This window comes from Thalassococcus sp. S3 (assembly GCF_004216475.1).
Taxonomy (GTDB): Bacteria; Pseudomonadota; Alphaproteobacteria; order Rhodobacterales; family Rhodobacteraceae.
Genome location: NZ_CP022303.1, coordinates 1,878,192 through 1,893,915, shown reverse-complemented (window position 1 = coordinate 1,893,915; position 15,724 = coordinate 1,878,192). Strand labels below are relative to the sequence as shown.

Annotated in this window: 15 protein-coding genes; 8 read left to right on the top strand and 7 right to left on the bottom strand. The window is 62.1% G+C overall.

Features of this window, described 5'->3' with window-relative positions:
* The first annotated feature begins 32 nt into the window (after positions 1-32).
* From CFI11_RS09380 to CFI11_RS09370, 3 genes are all read left to right on the top strand, one after another.
* Positions 33-395, top strand: a complete 363-nt coding sequence (locus tag CFI11_RS09380) for an SUF system Fe-S cluster assembly protein (protein WP_130405278.1) — start codon at positions 33-35, stop codon at positions 393-395.
* A gap of 127 nt (positions 396-522) precedes the next feature.
* Complete coding sequence (locus CFI11_RS09375) at positions 523-1,743, top strand: glycerophosphodiester phosphodiesterase family protein (RefSeq protein ID WP_130405276.1); 1,221 nt, start codon at positions 523-525, stop codon at positions 1,741-1,743.
* A 124-nt stretch (positions 1,744-1,867) separates the two neighbouring features.
* A complete protein-coding gene (locus CFI11_RS09370; RefSeq protein ID WP_130405274.1) occupies positions 1,868-2,218 on the top strand; it encodes an iron-sulfur cluster assembly accessory protein in 351 nt (116 codons plus the stop codon).
* 3 nt (positions 2,219-2,221) lie between these two features.
* Here the strand turns inward: CFI11_RS09370 and CFI11_RS09365 are convergent, their stop codons facing one another.
* Positions 2,222-3,133, bottom strand: a complete 912-nt coding sequence (locus CFI11_RS09365; protein ID WP_130405272.1) for an isopenicillin N synthase family oxygenase — start codon at positions 3,131-3,133, stop codon at positions 2,222-2,224.
* Between the two features lie 76 nt (positions 3,134-3,209).
* Here CFI11_RS09365 and tpiA point away from each other — a divergent pair, with 76 nt between their 5' ends.
* A complete protein-coding gene (tpiA, locus tag CFI11_RS09360; RefSeq protein ID WP_130405270.1) occupies positions 3,210-3,947 on the top strand; it encodes a triose-phosphate isomerase in 738 nt (245 codons plus the stop codon).
* Positions 3,948-4,071: 124 nt separating this feature from the next.
* Here tpiA and CFI11_RS09355 read toward each other — a convergent pair whose 3' ends face one another.
* The 5 genes from CFI11_RS09355 to CFI11_RS09335 form a co-directional block, all read right to left on the bottom strand.
* Positions 4,072-5,448, bottom strand: coding sequence for a TRAP transporter large permease (locus tag CFI11_RS09355; RefSeq protein WP_130405268.1), 1,377 nt, complete (start codon positions 5,446-5,448; stop codon positions 4,072-4,074).
* Positions 5,448-6,125 carry a TRAP transporter small permease gene (locus tag CFI11_RS09350; protein WP_130405266.1) on the bottom strand — a complete coding sequence of 226 codons (678 nt, stop codon included), beginning with the start codon at positions 6,123-6,125 and terminating at the stop codon, positions 5,448-5,450. The genes CFI11_RS09355 and CFI11_RS09350 overlap by 1 nt, the downstream gene beginning before the upstream one ends.
* Before the next feature lie 91 nt (positions 6,126-6,216).
* Positions 6,217-7,212, bottom strand: coding sequence for a DctP family TRAP transporter solute-binding subunit (locus CFI11_RS09345; RefSeq protein WP_130405264.1), 996 nt, complete (start codon positions 7,210-7,212; stop codon positions 6,217-6,219).
* 246 nt (positions 7,213-7,458) lie between these two features.
* Positions 7,459-8,685 (bottom strand): sigma-54 dependent transcriptional regulator, encoded by a 1,227-nt coding sequence (locus CFI11_RS09340; RefSeq protein ID WP_130405262.1) that lies wholly within the window; start codon positions 8,683-8,685, stop codon positions 7,459-7,461.
* Positions 8,682-10,436 carry an ATP-binding protein gene (locus CFI11_RS09335; protein WP_130405260.1) on the bottom strand — a complete coding sequence of 585 codons (1,755 nt, stop codon included), beginning with the start codon at positions 10,434-10,436 and terminating at the stop codon, positions 8,682-8,684. Before CFI11_RS09335 ends, CFI11_RS09340 begins: the two co-directional genes overlap by 4 nt.
* Positions 10,437-10,495: 59 nt before the next feature.
* On the opposite strand from CFI11_RS09335, the gene CFI11_RS09330 reads away from it, so the two are divergent.
* Positions 10,496-11,677, top strand: a complete 1,182-nt coding sequence (locus CFI11_RS09330; protein WP_130405258.1) for a cytochrome P450 — start codon at positions 10,496-10,498, stop codon at positions 11,675-11,677.
* 76 nt (positions 11,678-11,753) lie between these two features.
* Here the strand turns inward: CFI11_RS09330 and CFI11_RS09325 are convergent, their stop codons facing one another.
* A complete protein-coding gene (locus CFI11_RS09325) occupies positions 11,754-12,221 on the bottom strand; it encodes an Lrp/AsnC family transcriptional regulator (RefSeq protein WP_130405256.1) in 468 nt (155 codons plus the stop codon).
* A gap of 146 nt (positions 12,222-12,367) precedes the next feature.
* Between CFI11_RS09325 and cysG the strand changes: the two genes are divergently transcribed.
* The 3 genes from cysG to CFI11_RS09310 are packed head-to-tail and all read left to right on the top strand — an operon-like array spanning position 12,368 to position 15,724.
* Positions 12,368-13,759 (top strand): siroheme synthase CysG, encoded by a 1,392-nt coding sequence (cysG, locus tag CFI11_RS09320; RefSeq protein WP_130405254.1) that lies wholly within the window; start codon positions 12,368-12,370, stop codon positions 13,757-13,759.
* Positions 13,759-14,067, top strand: a complete 309-nt coding sequence (locus tag CFI11_RS09315; protein WP_130405252.1) for a DUF2849 domain-containing protein — start codon at positions 13,759-13,761, stop codon at positions 14,065-14,067. Before cysG ends, CFI11_RS09315 begins: the two co-directional genes overlap by 1 nt.
* On the top strand, positions 14,060-15,724 hold the full coding sequence (locus tag CFI11_RS09310) for a nitrite/sulfite reductase (RefSeq protein ID WP_130405250.1): 1,665 nt from the start codon (positions 14,060-14,062) through the stop codon (positions 15,722-15,724). The genes CFI11_RS09315 and CFI11_RS09310 overlap by 8 nt, the downstream gene beginning before the upstream one ends.

Sequence of the window (15,724 nt, the reverse complement as noted above, 5' to 3'; positions counted from 1 at the left end):
ATATCTTTGGTCAGGAAACCGATGAGGCCCCGATGTCCCACTCGCCCGAACCGCTTGAAGGTGCACCGCTGATCGCACCCTCCTCCACCGACCATCCGCTTTATGAGCAGGTGGTGGATGCTTGCCGCACGGTCTATGACCCGGAGATTCCGGTCAACATCTACGAGTTGGGGCTGGTCTATACGATCGACATCAATCCCGAAAACGAGGTCAAGGTGATCATGACCCTCACCGCGCCCGGCTGTCCCGTGGCTGGCGAAATGCCCGGCTGGGTCGCCGACGCCATCGAACCGCTGCCCGGCGTCAAACAGGTCGATGTCGATCTGACGTGGGAGCCGCCCTGGGGTATGGATATGATGTCCGACGAAGCCCGGCTCGAGCTCGGCTTTATGTAACAGCGGGCTTATCCCCAAGAAACTTAACTCGGTTACAAAACCGTTACAGCCACGTCACCCAAGCGTCGGCGCTGCGTCACATTATCCCGCGACTTTTCCGGCGTACACGAATCTCCGGAGGTCGCCGATGCGGTCCATCACCTTAAACGCTGCTTTTCTTCTCTGCGCCGGTGCCGCGTTGGCCGAAGGCCCTGGCCAGGATGTCCTGACCGGCTATGGCCCCCGCCCCGCCTTCCTGATCGACAAGCTGCCCGAGGGCGAGTTGAAGTCAACGCTGATGGCCTGCCGGGGGCAGGAGATGCAGCGAAGCCTCTTTTCCATCGGTCATCGCGGCGCGCCCATGCAATTCCCGGAACATACGGTGGAATCGAACGTCGCCGCGGCACAAATGGGTGCTGGCATCCTCGAATGCGACGTGACCTTCACCGAAGATCATGAGCTGGTCTGCCGCCATGCCCAGAACGACCTGCACACGACCACCAACATCCTGCTCACTGATCTGGCTGACACCTGTGTCACTCCGTTCGCGCCTGCGTCCGGCGGCACGGATGCCACCGCTGAATGCCGCACATCGGAAGTCACCCTTGAGGAATTCCGCACACTCACCCCGAAAATGGACAGTTCCGACAAGACCGCGACCACGGCTGAGGGCTACCAAGGCGGCATCGCCGGCTGGCGTACCGACCTCTACACGGCCGATGCGACGCTGATGACGCATGCCGAATCCATCGCGCTTTTCAAATCACTTGGCGCCAAATTCACACCCGAGTTGAAAGCCCCGTCGGTCGAGATGCCCCATAACGGCTTCAGCCAAGAGGATTACGCGCAAAAGCTGGTCGATGAATACAAGGAAGCCGGTATCCCGCCCGAGGATGTCTGGCTGCAAAGCTTCAACCTCGAAGACGTCCTCTACTGGATCGAGAACGAGCCCGAATTTGGCGCGCAGGCCGTCTATCTGGACGATACCTACAATGTCGATGGCTTCGGTCACATGGATCCCTCCACCTATCCGGACACGATGCAATCCCTCTATGATCGCGGCGTGCGCTACATCGCGCCGCCTCTCTGGATGCTGGTCACGCTCCAGGACGGCCAGATCGTCCCCTCCGCCTATGCAAACGAGGCGCAAGCGGCGGGCCTGAACATCATCACATGGACACTCGAACGCTCCGGTCCCCTGGGCGGGGGCGGCGGCTGGTATTACCAGTCGATCACCGATGCCACGACCCATGACGGCGTGACCTACGAACTTCTGCATGTCCTGGCGCAGGATGTAGGAGTTGCAGGCGTCTTCTCGGATTGGCCGGCCACCGTCACCTATTATGCGAACTGCGTGGGCCTGCAATAACGCAGCTGCTGTCCCCTCGGCACGATTTGGCCCCCTGGACCGTCCGGCAATCCCGGGCGGTCCTTTTCTTTCCTCTTGAGAGAGACGGCTCCTGCGCCTACCTTAAGCGGAAAGGAGAGCGGTGATGTTCGGCATTCCAGGCAAGCAAGCGGTGACGATAACCCCAAAGGCTGCGGCGCAGATCGCCAAGCTGATGGAAAAGGACGGCCATTCGGGCCTGCGCATCGGCGTCAAGAAAGGCGGCTGCGCGGGTATGGAATACACGATGGACTATGTCACCGAGACCGACCCGAATGACGAAGTCGTGGAACAGGACGGTGCCCGTGTGATGATCGCACCCATGGCGCAAATGTTCCTCTTCGGGACCGAGATCGACTACGAGGTCAGCCTTCTTGAGGCAGGGTTCAAATTCAACAACCCGAACGTGACCGAAGCCTGCGGCTGCGGGGAATCGATCAAATTCGCCGAAACCTGACGCCTAAGCCTCTTTCAGATGGAGGTAGGTTTCGTCGTAGCGGCGGGCCAGATGCGGCCCAGCCTTGATCGGCTCTGAGGCGCCCGGCGGGGCCACATCCGCCTCATAGGACGGGTTGAAGAACAACGGCACCGAAAGGCGCTCCTGCGTGCCGCCGATAACCCGGTGCAACGTCGCTTTGACCTGCCCGTTTGTCCACATCTCCAGCATCTCGCCGAAATTGATCACGAACGTGCCCGGCTGCACCGCGACCGGCGTCCAGGTCCCATCCGCGGTCAAAACCTCCAGCCCCGGCGCGCCATCGGTTGCCAGAAGCGTCAGGCAGCCATAATCGGTATGCGGCGCAATGCCGAAATCCTTTTCCGCCGCCCATTGCGGCCGGGCGGGATAATAATTGCCCCGCAAAAGCGCCATGGGCCGTTCGAACGCGGGATCAAACCATGTCTCCCGCGCACCCATCGCCACGGCAATCGCCCGCAGCACCTCCATGGCCACCGCGCGGGCTTTCGCAAAGTAGGTTTCGATCTCCGTCTGAAATCCGTCCGGTGCATCCGGCCAGAGGTTCGGCGCATAGACGGCCAGTCCCCGTCCCGCCCAGGGATCACCCGGGGCCAGCTCGACACCGCAATCGAACACCTCCTTGAAATCGGGGTTTGCATTCGGGTCCACCTGCTCGGATTGTGGCGCGCCCCAGCCCCGATTGGCCCCGGTGCGCGCCATATCGACCTGCGCTTTGCGCTCCGGCGGAAGCCGGAAGAACGCCCCATAGGCCGTCAGAACCCGCCGCACATCCTCAGGCGCCAGATCGGTCCCTCTCAGCGTCAGAAAGCCCACATGTTCCGCCGCCTCCCGCAATCGCGTCAGGGCAGCGGCATCGCGTGCCTGTAAAAGTCGCAAATCGAATTCGGGGATCATTTGCGGGTCTCTCCTTCGATTGTCTGGGTCGGTCGGGAATGCTACGACGCGCCAGAACAGGAATGAGGGTTTCAGAATGCGGCAAAAACTGGCAGCAGGCAATTGGAAGATGAACGGAACAGACGCGTCGCTGTCAGAGCTTCAGGCGCTGGCCAAGGCGCATCCCGCCCCGCGTGTCGACGTGCTCATCTGCCCTCCCGCCACGCTCCTTGCCCGTGCCGCCACACTCTCCGGCTCCGCGATCAAGCTCGGCGGACAGGATTGTCATGCGGCCGCAAGCGGCGCACATACCGGCGATATCAGCGCCGCAATGCTGAAAGACGCAGGCGCGGACCATGTCATCCTCGGTCATTCCGAACGCCGCGCCGATCACGCGGAAACCGATGCGACGGTCCGCGCCAAGGCCGAAGCCGCCCATGAGGCGGGCCTGACGGCGATCATCTGCGTCGGCGAAACGCTGCAAGAGCGCGAGACCGGAGAGACGCTGGTGGTCATTGGCACCCAACTCTCAGGGTCCCTGCCCGCCTCCGCCACCGGCACCAATACCGTCATCGCCTACGAGCCTGTCTGGGCCATCGGCACCGGCCACGTCCCCACCACCGACCAGATCGCCGAAGTTCATGCCTTCCTGCGTGCCAAGCTTCCCGACGCAATCGCCGCCAGCGTCCCGCTCCTTTACGGCGGCTCGGTCAAGGCCGCCAACGCCGCCGATATCTTCGCCGTCCCCGACGTCGACGGGGCGCTCGTGGGCGGCGCAAGCCTCAAGGCCTCCGACTTCTCGCCCATCATCTCGGCGCTCGAAGCCACGTCCTGATCTTCTTCTCGATCCAAATACGGGACATCCTGCCCTCTCACCGGAAACGACGCAGCCAGAGACGTGTCACCGCGCCTCTGGCTCCAAAAATGGTGTGCGCCGCAGGCGCTCCTTTGGATCACGTCTAGTTCGTGATGATCTCCGGCCCCATCACCGCATTGGGCAGGAAGGTCGAAATCCACGGGATATAGGTCACCATAATCAGGAAGACGAAGAGCACAGCGAGGAACGGCAAAGCCGCCTTGACCACGCGCATCATCGGCATGCCGGCCACACCCGAGGTGACGAAAAGGTTCAGACCCACCGGCGGTGTGATCATGCCGATCTCCATGTTTACTACCATGATGATCCCGAGGTGAATGGGGTCGATGCCCAGCTCGATAGCAATCGGAAACACCAGCGGTGCAACGATCACCAAAAGCCCCGATGGTTCCATGAACTGTCCGCCAATCAGCAGGATCACGTTCACCACCACCAGGAACATCACCGGCCCCAGACCGGCGGCCAGCATCGCGCTCGCGATATGTTGCGGCACCTGCTCGTCGGTCAGCACATGTTTCAGGATTAGCGCGTTGGCAATCACGAAGAGCAGCGTCACCGTCAGCTTGCCCGCCTCAAAGAGCGTATGCTTGGTATCGGGATGAAAGAACGCCGTGATCACCGCGTACGGTTTGCGCAGCAACGAGATGTTGTTCTCTCCCTCCACCGTCGCCAGCGGCCCCATGTCGCGATAAACGAAGCAGGCGATGAAGAACGCGTAGATCGCCGCCACCGCCGCCGCCTCCGTTGGCGTGAAGATCCCTCCATAAATGCCGCCCAGAATGATGACGATCAGGAAGAGACCCCAGCCCGCCTCGCGAGCCGAGGCGAAGATCTCGCTCCAGCCCTTCCATTCGCCTTTGGGCAGGTTCTTGACCTTGGCCATCACATAGATGGTGATCATCAGCATGCCGCCTGCCATCAGGCCCGGAATGACACCTGCCAGGAACATCCGCCCCACCGACACTTCAACAGCCGCTGCGTAAACGACCATCACGATCGAAGGCGGGATCAAAATGCCCAGAGTGCCCGCGTTACAGATCACCCCCGCGGCGAAATCCTTGGTATAGCCCACCTGCCGCATGCCCGCGATCACGATGGTCCCGATCGCCACCACGGTCGCAGGCGACGAGCCCGACAAGGCCGCGAACAGCATACAGGCGAACACGCCCGCAATCGCCAGACCGCCAGGCAAGTGCCCAACGCAGGCAATGGAGAAGCGGATGATCCGCCGCGCGACCCCGCCTGTCGTCATGAAGGACGACGCGAGGATAAAGAACGGGATAGCCAGCAGCGTGAAATGTCCCTCGAACGCCTCGAAAAGCGTACCAGCGACCGAAGCCAGCGAAGAGTTGGAGTAGATCAGCAGGAAAATGGTGGAGCTCAGCCCCAGCGACACGGCGATCGGCACACCGATCAGCAAGAGCCCGATCACCATGGAAAACAGCAGGACAACTTCCATCAGTCGCGTACCCCCTGCTGCGCGCGAACCTCTTCCAGTTCGTCCTCGACCTCGTGGCTTGCCACCAGCCGGTCGCTGTCCCCCTTCCAGATTGCGATAGCCGCTTGTGCAAAGCGCAAGACCAAGAGCAGCATGGAAATCGGCATGACCAGATACGGGATCACCTTGGGCATCTTCTCGTAGGCGTCGCCGTAATTGATCAGATCTTCGAGAAAGCGGAACATCCCGATCATCGGCACGTCCTGCACCTCATAAAAGCTCTGGCTGCGCGCCCGCATATCGAACCCGGTGGGGAACCAGCGCCCCGATGTCGGAGGCAGATCGGCAAAAACAGCCCAGTAATCGTAAGCGCCTTTCAGCATCAGGAGGGCAAAGGCCAAGCAGCACCCGACCGAGATCAGACCCAGCACCCGCCGTGCGGGAGGCGCCAGCAAGTTCACGATGGCATCGACGCCCAGATGGGCGTTCTTCTTGACGGCGTAAGACGCCCCCAGCAGCACGAGCCAGGCAAACATGAACACGGTCAGTTCCAGCGCCCAGAGGATGTTTGCATTGAACACGAAGCGCGCGATCACATTGGCGAAGGTCACCAGCGTCATCAGCCCCAGAAGGAGCGCGATCAGCGTCTCCTCGATATGGTCGATCAGCCCGGTGGGCCGCGACGATGCCCCAGACATATCCTGTCCCTACTCTTGTTTCTTGAGGAATGAGGGCAGATCTCGCCGCCCCAAAGCCGCGCCCGGACCGAACCGGGCGCGGGATGCCGGATCAGAGACCGGCGTTGATGGCTTGCGCCGCGTCGATCATCTCCTGACCGACATCGCCTTCGAACTTGTCCCAAACGGGTCTCATCGCGTCGACCCATTCCTGACGCTGCTCAGCCGAAAGCTGACGGATGGTCCCGCCCGCTTCAACGATGGAGGCCTTGGCCGCCTCGTTCACGTCGAAGGCCTCGGAGTTCCGTGTCTCGGTCACTTCGGCCAGGATCGTGAGGAACTGATCACGGACATCCGCATCCAGGCTGTCCAGCCAGTCGACGGAGGTGACGACCAGGTAGTCGATGATGCCATGATTGGTCTCGGTTATGCCGTCCTGCACCTCGAAGAACTTCTTGCCGTAGATGTTGGACCAGGTGTTTTCCTGCCCATCCACAACGCCCTGCTGCAGCGCGCCGTAGACTTCCGAGAAGGCCATTTTCTGAGGCGAGCCGCCAATGGCTTCCATCTGTGCAACCAGCACATCCGAGGATTGCACGCGGAATTTCAGCCCGTTGGCATCCGAAGGTGACATCAGCGGCTTGTTGGCCGACATCTGCTTCATGCCGTTGTGCCAGAAGGCCAGACCCTGCAGGCCACGGCGCTGCATGCTGTCCATCATCTCCTGACCGGCATCCGAAGCCTGGAACGCATCCACGGCTTCGATGTTCTTGAACATGAACGGCAGGTCGAACAGGCGGAACTGTTTGGTGAATTTCTCGAATTTCGACAGCGACGGCGCGGCCAGTTGGACGTCGCCCTGCAGCATCGCCTCCAGCACCTTGTTGTCGTTGTAGAGCGTGGAGTTCGGATAGACCTCCATGCACATCGAGCCGTTCATCTCTTCGTTCACCCGCGCCTCAAGCAGCGAGGCAGCGATGCCCTTGGGGTGCTTGTCGGTGTTGGTCACATGCGCGAATTTGACGACGATCTCTCCGTCATCGCATGCGGCAAAGGCAGCCGTCGCGGACAAGGCCAAGGCCATCGCGGCGGTGGTCATCATTTTCATGGGTTTATCCTCCCTTTTTTTTGAACAGGGCTCCCCGCCCCGGTCGCGCCCCGACCCTGGGGCGCGCTGTGCGCAGTGAAGCGAATCGATTCTCGGCACTCAACAATTTGCGCATCCCTGATCAAGAACGGCATTTACCCCAAGAAATCAGCTCCTTATCGGACGCGGTTTCGGGGGTACCAGATTTCCAGTGCGGGAATTCACACACTCAAACGCGAAACTGTGCGGATTTCCGCACATCTTTGCCTAGCGGAAAGAATCAGGCCGCAGCCCGTAGCGTGCCAACTTGTCATAGAACGTCTTGCGCGGCAGTTTCAGCGCCTTCGCGGCCCGGCTCGCCTGCCCGTTGGCCCGGCGCAGGGCGGCCTCAAGCAATTGTCGCTCAACCTGCGCCATTTGCTCCGCAAGCCCCAGTTCGGAGGACGTCTCGACATCGTCCTGCAGGCCAAGCGCAAAGCGCATCGCCGAAGACATCAGCGCGCGGGCGTTGCCGGGCCAATCCTGCGCCATCAGCCCCGCAACCACGTCCGGCGTGATCTCTGGCGCGGTCAGTCCCGCCTGCTCGCTGGCCTGCGCGACGTAGTGCCGGAAGAGCACCGGAATATCCTCGGGTCGTTCTGCAAGTGACGGAATGCGCACCGGCATGACGTCCAACCGATAATAGAGATCTGCGTTCATCGCCCCCCGCGCCACGGCCTCTTGCAGGTCGATCGTGCTTCCCGCCATCAAACGCGTGGACACCCCCGCCTCAAGAAGCTCGATCAGCGCGATCTGGGTATCGGCGGGCATCCTGGCTATCTCATCGACAAAAAGCGCCCCGTTCCGGCCGGCTTCCAGAGCTGCGGCAAGATCCGTACGGCTCAGCCCTTCGGCAGCGCGTTTCTGAAACGGCCCCCTCGCCCGGAGGGAGCAGAGATGGATGACCTCTGCAACCTTCGACACACCGCTGCCCGGTGGACCGGTCACAAGCACTTCCGTCTCGGCCTGGGCCGCGCGACGGACGCGCGCACGCAAACCGTTGGACGCGTCCGATATGCCGAAAATCAACCGCGCGGCAGGATCACCCGCCTCGCGCAAGGCTGCCTCAGTACGGCGGTCCTGCACCTTGCGCCTGGCGTCTGCCGCGCGAGACAAAACTGCCAGCAGGTCTGCCGCCGCACATGGCTTTTCCAGAAAATCAAAGGCGCCCTGATCCATGGCCGAGACGGCCATCGGAATATCGCCTTCGCCCGTCAGCAGGACCACCGGCAGATCAGGATCGACCTCATGGGCATGTCGCAGCAGATGGAACCCGTCCCGCCCGGGCATCCGGATGTCCGACAGGATCACACCTGCAAAATCGCGCGAGATATGATCTTTTGCGGCCACGAATGATCCAGCCGGGATCGGCATGTAACCGGCCAGCTCAAGCGTTTGGGCCAGGGCGTCGCGCACGGCGGCGTCGTCATCGACCAGCAGCACCGGACCGGTCACGCCGCCGCTTCCTTTTCGTCCCAGCGTTCAAGATGCACGCGGAACACCGCTCCGCCGTCGGGCAGGTTTTCCCCGTGAATGTCGCCCCCGAAGCTTTGAACGATGCCGTAAGAGATCGACAGACCCAGACCCATACCATCCGCACCGCCTACGGCCTTCGTCGTGTAGAACGGATCGAAAACCTTGTCCGGATTCTCGATGCCGGGTCCGGTGTCGGACAGTTCCACGATCAGATCGGTCCCCTCTCGCACCAGCAGGTTGAGATCCTTCACATCGCTTTCCGCCATCGCGTCCATCGCATTGGTGATGAGGTTGACAAAGACCTGCCCCAACCGCACCTCTCCTCCCCGCACCCACATCGGCGCCGACGACGGCTCATAGCGAAGCGTCACACCCTCGCGGTGCATCCGCGGCTCCGTCAATTCGATGGCACCCTGCAACACCGCGCGCAGATCCACCTGCCCCGATGGCGCGCTTTCCTGCCGGGCAAAGGCACGCAGGTTGCGAATGATCCGCCCCATCCGGCGGGCAAGATCCGTGATCCGGCCCAGATTCTCGCTTGCCATTTCCGGGCGCCCCCGATCCAGAAACTGTGCTCCGTTTTCGGCAAAGGACTGGATCGCCATCAGCGGCTGGTTCAGCTCATGGCTGATGCCCGCGCTCATCTGGCCCAGCGCACTCAGCTTTCCGGCCTGCACCAAATCGGCCTGCGCCTGCTTCAGCGCTGCTTCGGCCTCTTGCCGCTCTGTGATCTCGCGCCTGAGCTGGGCGTTGGTCCGCGACAAGGCCTGGGTCCGCTCGGCCACCCGGCTCTCCAGCACAGCGTTGGCCCTAGCCAACGTCCGGCGCCGCTCCGTCGCGAACGCAGCCAGCGCTCCGGCGGCCAGCAGAAAGACAGACAGCATGCCAGCCTGAAGCGTTGCCAGAGCGCGGGCCGGCTGCACATCCACCAGAACCTCCGCGACAAGCTGGATAACGGGCAATTCCCGCTCCAGATGCAGGGCGCGCTGCGGCAGATAGGGACCCCAGCCCATGCGCCAGATCTCATGCTGCCCCACCGTTTCAACCGCAAAGGACAGGCCCCGCCCGTCGGCGGGGATCAAACCCGCCTCCCCCGCCGGTCGCGACCAGTAGAGCAATTCGGACCTGTTGGAGATGAAAACCTCGCCCCGCTGATCCGTAAAAAGAACCGTCGGCGTGCTCCCCCGCCATGTCTGTTCGATATCCTCGACATCCACCGAAACGATCAGCGCGCCCTCGACCTTGCCGTCCGCTCCGAACGACGGCGCCGCAAAGGAAAAGGCCCGCCGCATCGTCTGCGGATTGCGCCAATGCTCATTGCCCAGCGCGCCCTGCATGGCCCGCCGGAACGCTGCAGACCGGCTCACGTCCTGGGCCAAGACGCCATGGGCCGAAACCAGAACCGTCCCCTCGCGGTTGGCAAAGACCATATCAAGTGCGGCGGTCTTGTCCGACACGTCCAAGAGCACCTGTTTTGCCGCCATGCGCCGGACCGGTTCATCCAGACCGGCGACGGACGGGTGCTGGGCCATCAGGACCGCCAGCTCCCGGTAGCGCTGCAATTGGGCGCTCAACCGGTCGCTCGCCAGGACCAGATCCGCCTCGGCCCGGCGCGCAAGCTGATCGATCGCGCGCTGATAGCCATAACGCCAGACGTTTGCCGCCAGAAGCAGAACCAGCACGCCAAATCCCAGCGCGACCCAGGTTCGGTGCCTGATAAATCCCGTCATTCCGGCACCCTATCAAACCGGCCTTTGCATTGACCAGCGGTCATGGCACATCTCTCAGAATGCTGATGTTCGACCAAGACCCGACCGACCCCGCGTTCGGACAAAACCCCTACCCGGTCTATGCTGGCGCGCGGCAGCAGGCTCCGCTGCACTACTGGCCCCATTACCGGATGGTCGCAGCCTTCGATTTTGCGACCGTGAATTCTGTCCTCCGCGATCGCCGGTTCGGGCGCCAGGTACCACCGGAGCTGGCCGAAACCCCGCCGGCCCACCTCAAGGCCTTTTATGCCGTAGAAGCCCATTCCATGCTGGAGCTGGAGCCACCCGCCCATACACGCCTGCGCACGCAGGTTCTGCGCGCTTTCACCACGCGTCGCGTCAGCGCCCTGCAGCCCGAGATCGAGGCGCTGTGCGACGAACTGATCGCGGCCTTCCCTGGCGGACCCTTCGACCTGATCACGACCTATTGCACAGCGATCCCCGTCCGGATCATCGCGCGTCTTTTGGGCGTGCCCGAGGGCATGGCTCCTCAATTACTCGACTGGTCCCATGCGATGGTCGCCATGTATCAAGCCAATCGAACGCGAGCGATGGAGGATGCGGCAAATCGGGCCGCGCAGGCCTTCAGCGCCTTCATCCTCGACTATGTTGAAACGCGGCGCGCCCATCCCGCAGATGATCTCATCACCCATCTCATTGCCGCCGAGACGGACGGGGAACGGCTTTCGACATCCGAGCTGATCACCACCTGCATCCTTCTTCTGAATGCAGGTCACGAAGCGACGGTTCACATGATCGGCAATGCGGTGAAAACCCTTCTGGAGCATCAGGCCGATCCCGCCCTTCTGTCGCCGGAGCGCGTCGCGGGCACCGTCGAGGAGCTGACCCGTTTCGATCCTCCGCTCCACATGTTCACGCGCTATGTCTATGAGAAGGTCACTCTGCATGGTCATACCTTTCAGCGCGGAGACCAGATCGCTCTCCTTCTCGGCGCCGCCAATCGCGATCCCGCCGAATGGGATGCACCCGATACGTTCTCACCGACACGGCCAGCCAAAACCCATACCAGCTTTGGGGCAGGCCTTCATTTCTGCGTCGGCGCACCGCTTGCGCGGCTGGAACTGCAGATCGCTCTGGCCAAGCTCTTTTCGCAATGTCCGACTTTGCGCCTCACGGAAACACCGATTTACGCGAACACCTACCACTTCCACGGCCTCGAACAGCTTGAGGTGACCCTCTGAACCCGCGCGCCGTTGCATCCCGGCGCCGCGCTTCTGCTGGTCCCAAAATGGCGTGCGCCGCAGGCGCTCCTTTTGGTCAGACACCCAGAGGCAGCATTGTTGTCGACTTGATCTCTTCCATCGACAAAAGCGCGGTCACATTGTGCACCCGTACTTCCGAGATGAGCGCCTGATAGAACGCGTCGTAGGCGCGGGCATTCTTCACTCTGACCTTGAGAATATAATCGATATCCCCGGCAAGCCGGTGCGCCTCCTGCACTTCGGGACGGTCCTGCAGGGCCTTCAGAAACGCCTTCTGCCATTCCGCCTCGTGTTCCGAGGTGCGGATCAGCACAAAAAAGCAGGCCTCAAACCCCAACGCCTCGGCATCCAGCACCATCGTCTGCCGCCCGATGACCCCGGCCTCGCGCAGCTTGCGGATCCGGTTCCAGACGGGCGTCTTTGATGAGCCCACCTTCTTCGCGATCTCATCCAGCGATTGCCCCGCATCCTCCTGCAACTCCGACAGGATTTTCCGGTCGATCTCATCCATCCGGACCGCCATTCGCGTTTTTCCTTTCAATTTGGGCCATCACCCTCATTCACGCTCAATGGAAGAACAAATGTCCTTATTTTGCGTAGCACATAGCATGTTTTCAGGAATATTTCCTATATTGCCCTTCAAGTCAAACAGGCCGACAGGGGCACGCCATGCAACATTTTCCCATATTCCTGGACCTCGCGGGCCGCCGCGTTGTGCTCTCCGGCGGGGGCGATGCAGCCTTGGCCAAGCTCCGCCTGCTCCTAAAGACAGAGGCGCATCTGACCGTCTTTGCTGCGGATCCCGCGCCTGAAATCGAAAACTGGGCGAGCCAAAGCCGCCTTCGCCTCGTACGCCGTGCCATGCAGCCCGGCGACACGCTTTGCGCCGCGCTTTTCTACGCCGCCGATGAAGATGCCAACGAAGATGCCCGCACGTCGGCCCTGGCCCGCGCGGACGGCGCGCTCGTCAATATCGTCGACAATCTCCAGGACAGCCAGTTCATCACGCCCGCAATCGTTGATCGCGATCCGGTTACTGTTGCGATCGGCACCGAAGGCGCTGCCCCGGTGCTTGCCCGTGCTATCAAGGCGGATCTGGAGGCAAAGCTGCCCGCCACGCTTGGCCCTCTCGCCCGCATCGGCAAGGCCTTCCGCAAGATGGCAGAAGCGCTGCCCATGGGCCGGGCCCGCCGGGAGTTCTGGGCAGACTACTATTTTCGAACCGGTCCGACCGCGATTGCCACAGGCGAAGACGGCGCCCGTGAGGCGCTGGATGAGCTTTTGCTCCGGCATCTGGATGCCAAAAACCGGCCCGGCCATGTTGCTTTCGTGGGCGCAGGCCCCGGCGATCCGGAGCTTCTGACCCTCAAGGCCCGCCGCGCGCTCGACGAGGCCGACGTGGTGATCTACGACCGCCTGATCAGTGCCGAGATCCTGGAACTGGCCCGGCGCGAGGCCACCCTGATCGACGTCGGAAAGGAAGCCTACGGTCCTTCGACCCCGCAGGAGACGATCAACGCGCTGATCGTGGAGCACGCCCAAAAGGGCGCGCAGGTCGTGCGACTGAAATCCGGTGACAGCACCGTTTTCGGTCGGCTCGACGAAGAGATAGAGGCCTGCGACGCCGCCAGTGTCAGCTGGCACATCGTGCCCGGCATCACCGCCGCCTCTGCCGCCGTGGCCGCGATCGGGCAGAGCCTGACAAAACGCCAGCGCAATGCATCCGTACGCCTTCTGACCGGACATGACATGAAAGGCTTTGCCGATCACGATTGGGCCACCCTGGCCCGGCCCGGAGAGGTCGCCGCGATCTACATGGGTAAAAGATCCGCGCGGTTCATTCAGGGTCGTCTGATCATGCACGGCGCCGACCGCACCACGCCGGTAACGGTGATCGAAAATGCCTCGCGGCCCGATCAGCGAATCCTGTCCACCACCCTCGATGCCTTGCCCACGGACCTTGCCGACGCCAATCTCTCCGGCCCCGCACTGACCTTCTACGGCCTTGCCTCCCGTGCGGCCTCCGCCGCCCTGCCCGCCCTTCAACAGGAGCTTGCCTGATGCCCCGCGCCTTTACGCCCAAAGTCGTCACCGCCTCCGACCTGCTGGAGGGCGACGTGATCTATCTGACCGCCGACGATCAATGGTCCCGCCACCTACAAGACGCAGAGGTGCTGACAGACGAGGCGCATGCTCAATTGCGCCTCCTCCACGCAGAGCGCCAGCCTGACAGGCTGGTTGGCGCCTATCTGGCGGATGTGGCGCAAGGCCCGGAGGGGCCCGAGCCCACCCATTTCCGCGAGGATTTCCGCCGCACCGGTCCTTCAAACTATGCCCATGGCAAACAAGAGGCAGAGAGCAATGTATAATTACACCGAGTTCGACCACGCCTTTCTCGCCGAGCGCAACGCCCAGTTCCGCGCCCAGGTCGAGCGCCGCATCGCGGGCCAGCTGACCGAAGACGAGTTCAAACCCCTGCGCCTGATGAACGGGCTCTACCTGCAGCTCCACGCTTATATGCTACGCGTGGCGATCCCCTACGGCACGCTGAACAGCGCCCAGATGCGGCAGCTGGCCGTGCTGGCGGAGAAATGGGACAAGGGTTATGGCCATTTCACCACGCGGCAGAACATCCAGTATAACTGGCCCAAACTGCGCGACGTGCCGGACATGCTCGACGCACTGGCCGAGGTCGGGCTGCATGCGATCCAGACGTCAGGCAACACGATCCGAAACGTGACCGCGGATCACTTTGCGGGCGCTGCCGCTGACGAGGTTGCCGATCCGAGGCCTTACGCGGAGCTGATCCGTCAATGGTCCACGGACCATCCGGAATTCCAGTTCCTGGGACGCAAATTCAAGATCGCCATCACGGGTGCCGCGGCAGACCGGGCCGTGATCCGCGCCCACGACATCGGGCTGCGGATCGTCGAACAGGATGGCGCGCGCGGTTTCGAGGTCCTTGTCGGTGGTGGTCTGGGCCGCACGCCGATGATCGGCAAGGTAGTCCGCGACTTCCTGCCGGAAGTTGATCTGCTGCCCTATCTGGAGGCGATCGTGAGCACCTATAACCTCTTGGGACGCCGCGATAACAAGTACAAGGCCAGAATCAAGATCACCGTGCACGAGAACGGTATCGAAAAGGTCCGCGCACTGACCGAAGAGGCGTTCGTGCAACGCCGCGCACAGTTTTCTGGAGTGGATCAGACGCTGTTGCGCGACATTCAGGAGCAGTTTGCTCCTCCGCCCTGGCGGGCGTCCTCGCAGGACGCCTTTGACAGCCTTTATGAAAGCGATCCCGTTTTTCGCAGCTGGGCAGACACCAACCTCGCCGCGCATCGCGCCGAGGGTTACGCCATTGTGTCGATCTCCCTGAAAGCACATGGCAAGACGCCCGGTGATGCGACAGCAGAGCAGATGCGCGTCATGGCCGATCTTGCGGAGCGCTACGGACACAATGAACTGCGCATCAGCCACGAACAGAACGTGATCCTGCCTCATGTCCATAAATCCGACCTGCCCGCCTTGCACGCGGCGCTTAAGGAGGCTGGCCTCGCCACCGCCAATATCGGGCTCATCAGCGACATCATTGCCTGCCCCGGCATGGATTACTGCGCTCTCGCCACCGCCCGCTCAATCCCGATCGCACAGGAGATCGCAACCCGCTTCAACGCACTCAAGCTGGAGCACGATATCGGCCCGCTCAAGATCAAGATTTCAGGCTGCATCAACGCCTGCGGCCACCACCATGTGGGCCATATAGGCATTCTCGGTCTCGACCGTGCTGGCGTGGAAAACTATCAGATCACGCTCGGCGGCGATGGCACGGAAGACGCTGCAATCGGCGAACGCGCAGGTCCCGGCTTCTCCGCGGACGAGATCATTCCGGCCATCGAGCGGGTGGTGCTTGCCTATCTCGACTTGCGCCACAGCAACGCCGAGACATTCCTGCAGACTTATCGCCGTATCGGGCTCGCGCCCTTCAAATCCGCCCTCTATCCAGAGACCGCGGTCGCGGCGGAGTAA

Coding starts and splice junctions, on each gene's coding strand:
- CFI11_RS09380 (WP_130405278.1), top strand. CDS start 33: ATGTCCCACTCGCCCGAACCGCTTGAAGGTGCACCGCTGATCGCACCC.
- CFI11_RS09375 (WP_130405276.1), top strand. CDS start 523: ATGCGGTCCATCACCTTAAACGCTGCTTTTCTTCTCTGCGCCGGTGCC.
- CFI11_RS09370 (WP_130405274.1), top strand. CDS start 1,868: ATGTTCGGCATTCCAGGCAAGCAAGCGGTGACGATAACCCCAAAGGCT.
- CFI11_RS09365 (WP_130405272.1), bottom strand. CDS start 3,133: ATGATCCCCGAATTCGATTTGCGACTTTTACAGGCACGCGATGCCGCT.
- tpiA (WP_130405270.1), top strand. CDS start 3,210: ATGCGGCAAAAACTGGCAGCAGGCAATTGGAAGATGAACGGAACAGAC.
- CFI11_RS09355 (WP_130405268.1), bottom strand. CDS start 5,448: ATGGAAGTTGTCCTGCTGTTTTCCATGGTGATCGGGCTCTTGCTGATC.
- CFI11_RS09350 (WP_130405266.1), bottom strand. CDS start 6,125: ATGTCTGGGGCATCGTCGCGGCCCACCGGGCTGATCGACCATATCGAG.
- CFI11_RS09345 (WP_130405264.1), bottom strand. CDS start 7,212: ATGAAAATGATGACCACCGCCGCGATGGCCTTGGCCTTGTCCGCGACG.
- CFI11_RS09335 (WP_130405260.1), bottom strand. CDS start 10,436: ATGACGGGATTTATCAGGCACCGAACCTGGGTCGCGCTGGGATTTGGC.
- CFI11_RS09330 (WP_130405258.1), top strand. CDS start 10,496: ATGCTGATGTTCGACCAAGACCCGACCGACCCCGCGTTCGGACAAAAC.
- CFI11_RS09325 (WP_130405256.1), bottom strand. CDS start 12,221: ATGGCGGTCCGGATGGATGAGATCGACCGGAAAATCCTGTCGGAGTTG.
- cysG (WP_130405254.1), top strand. CDS start 12,368: ATGCAACATTTTCCCATATTCCTGGACCTCGCGGGCCGCCGCGTTGTG.
- CFI11_RS09315 (WP_130405252.1), top strand. CDS start 13,759: ATGCCCCGCGCCTTTACGCCCAAAGTCGTCACCGCCTCCGACCTGCTG.
- CFI11_RS09310 (WP_130405250.1), top strand. CDS start 14,060: ATGTATAATTACACCGAGTTCGACCACGCCTTTCTCGCCGAGCGCAAC.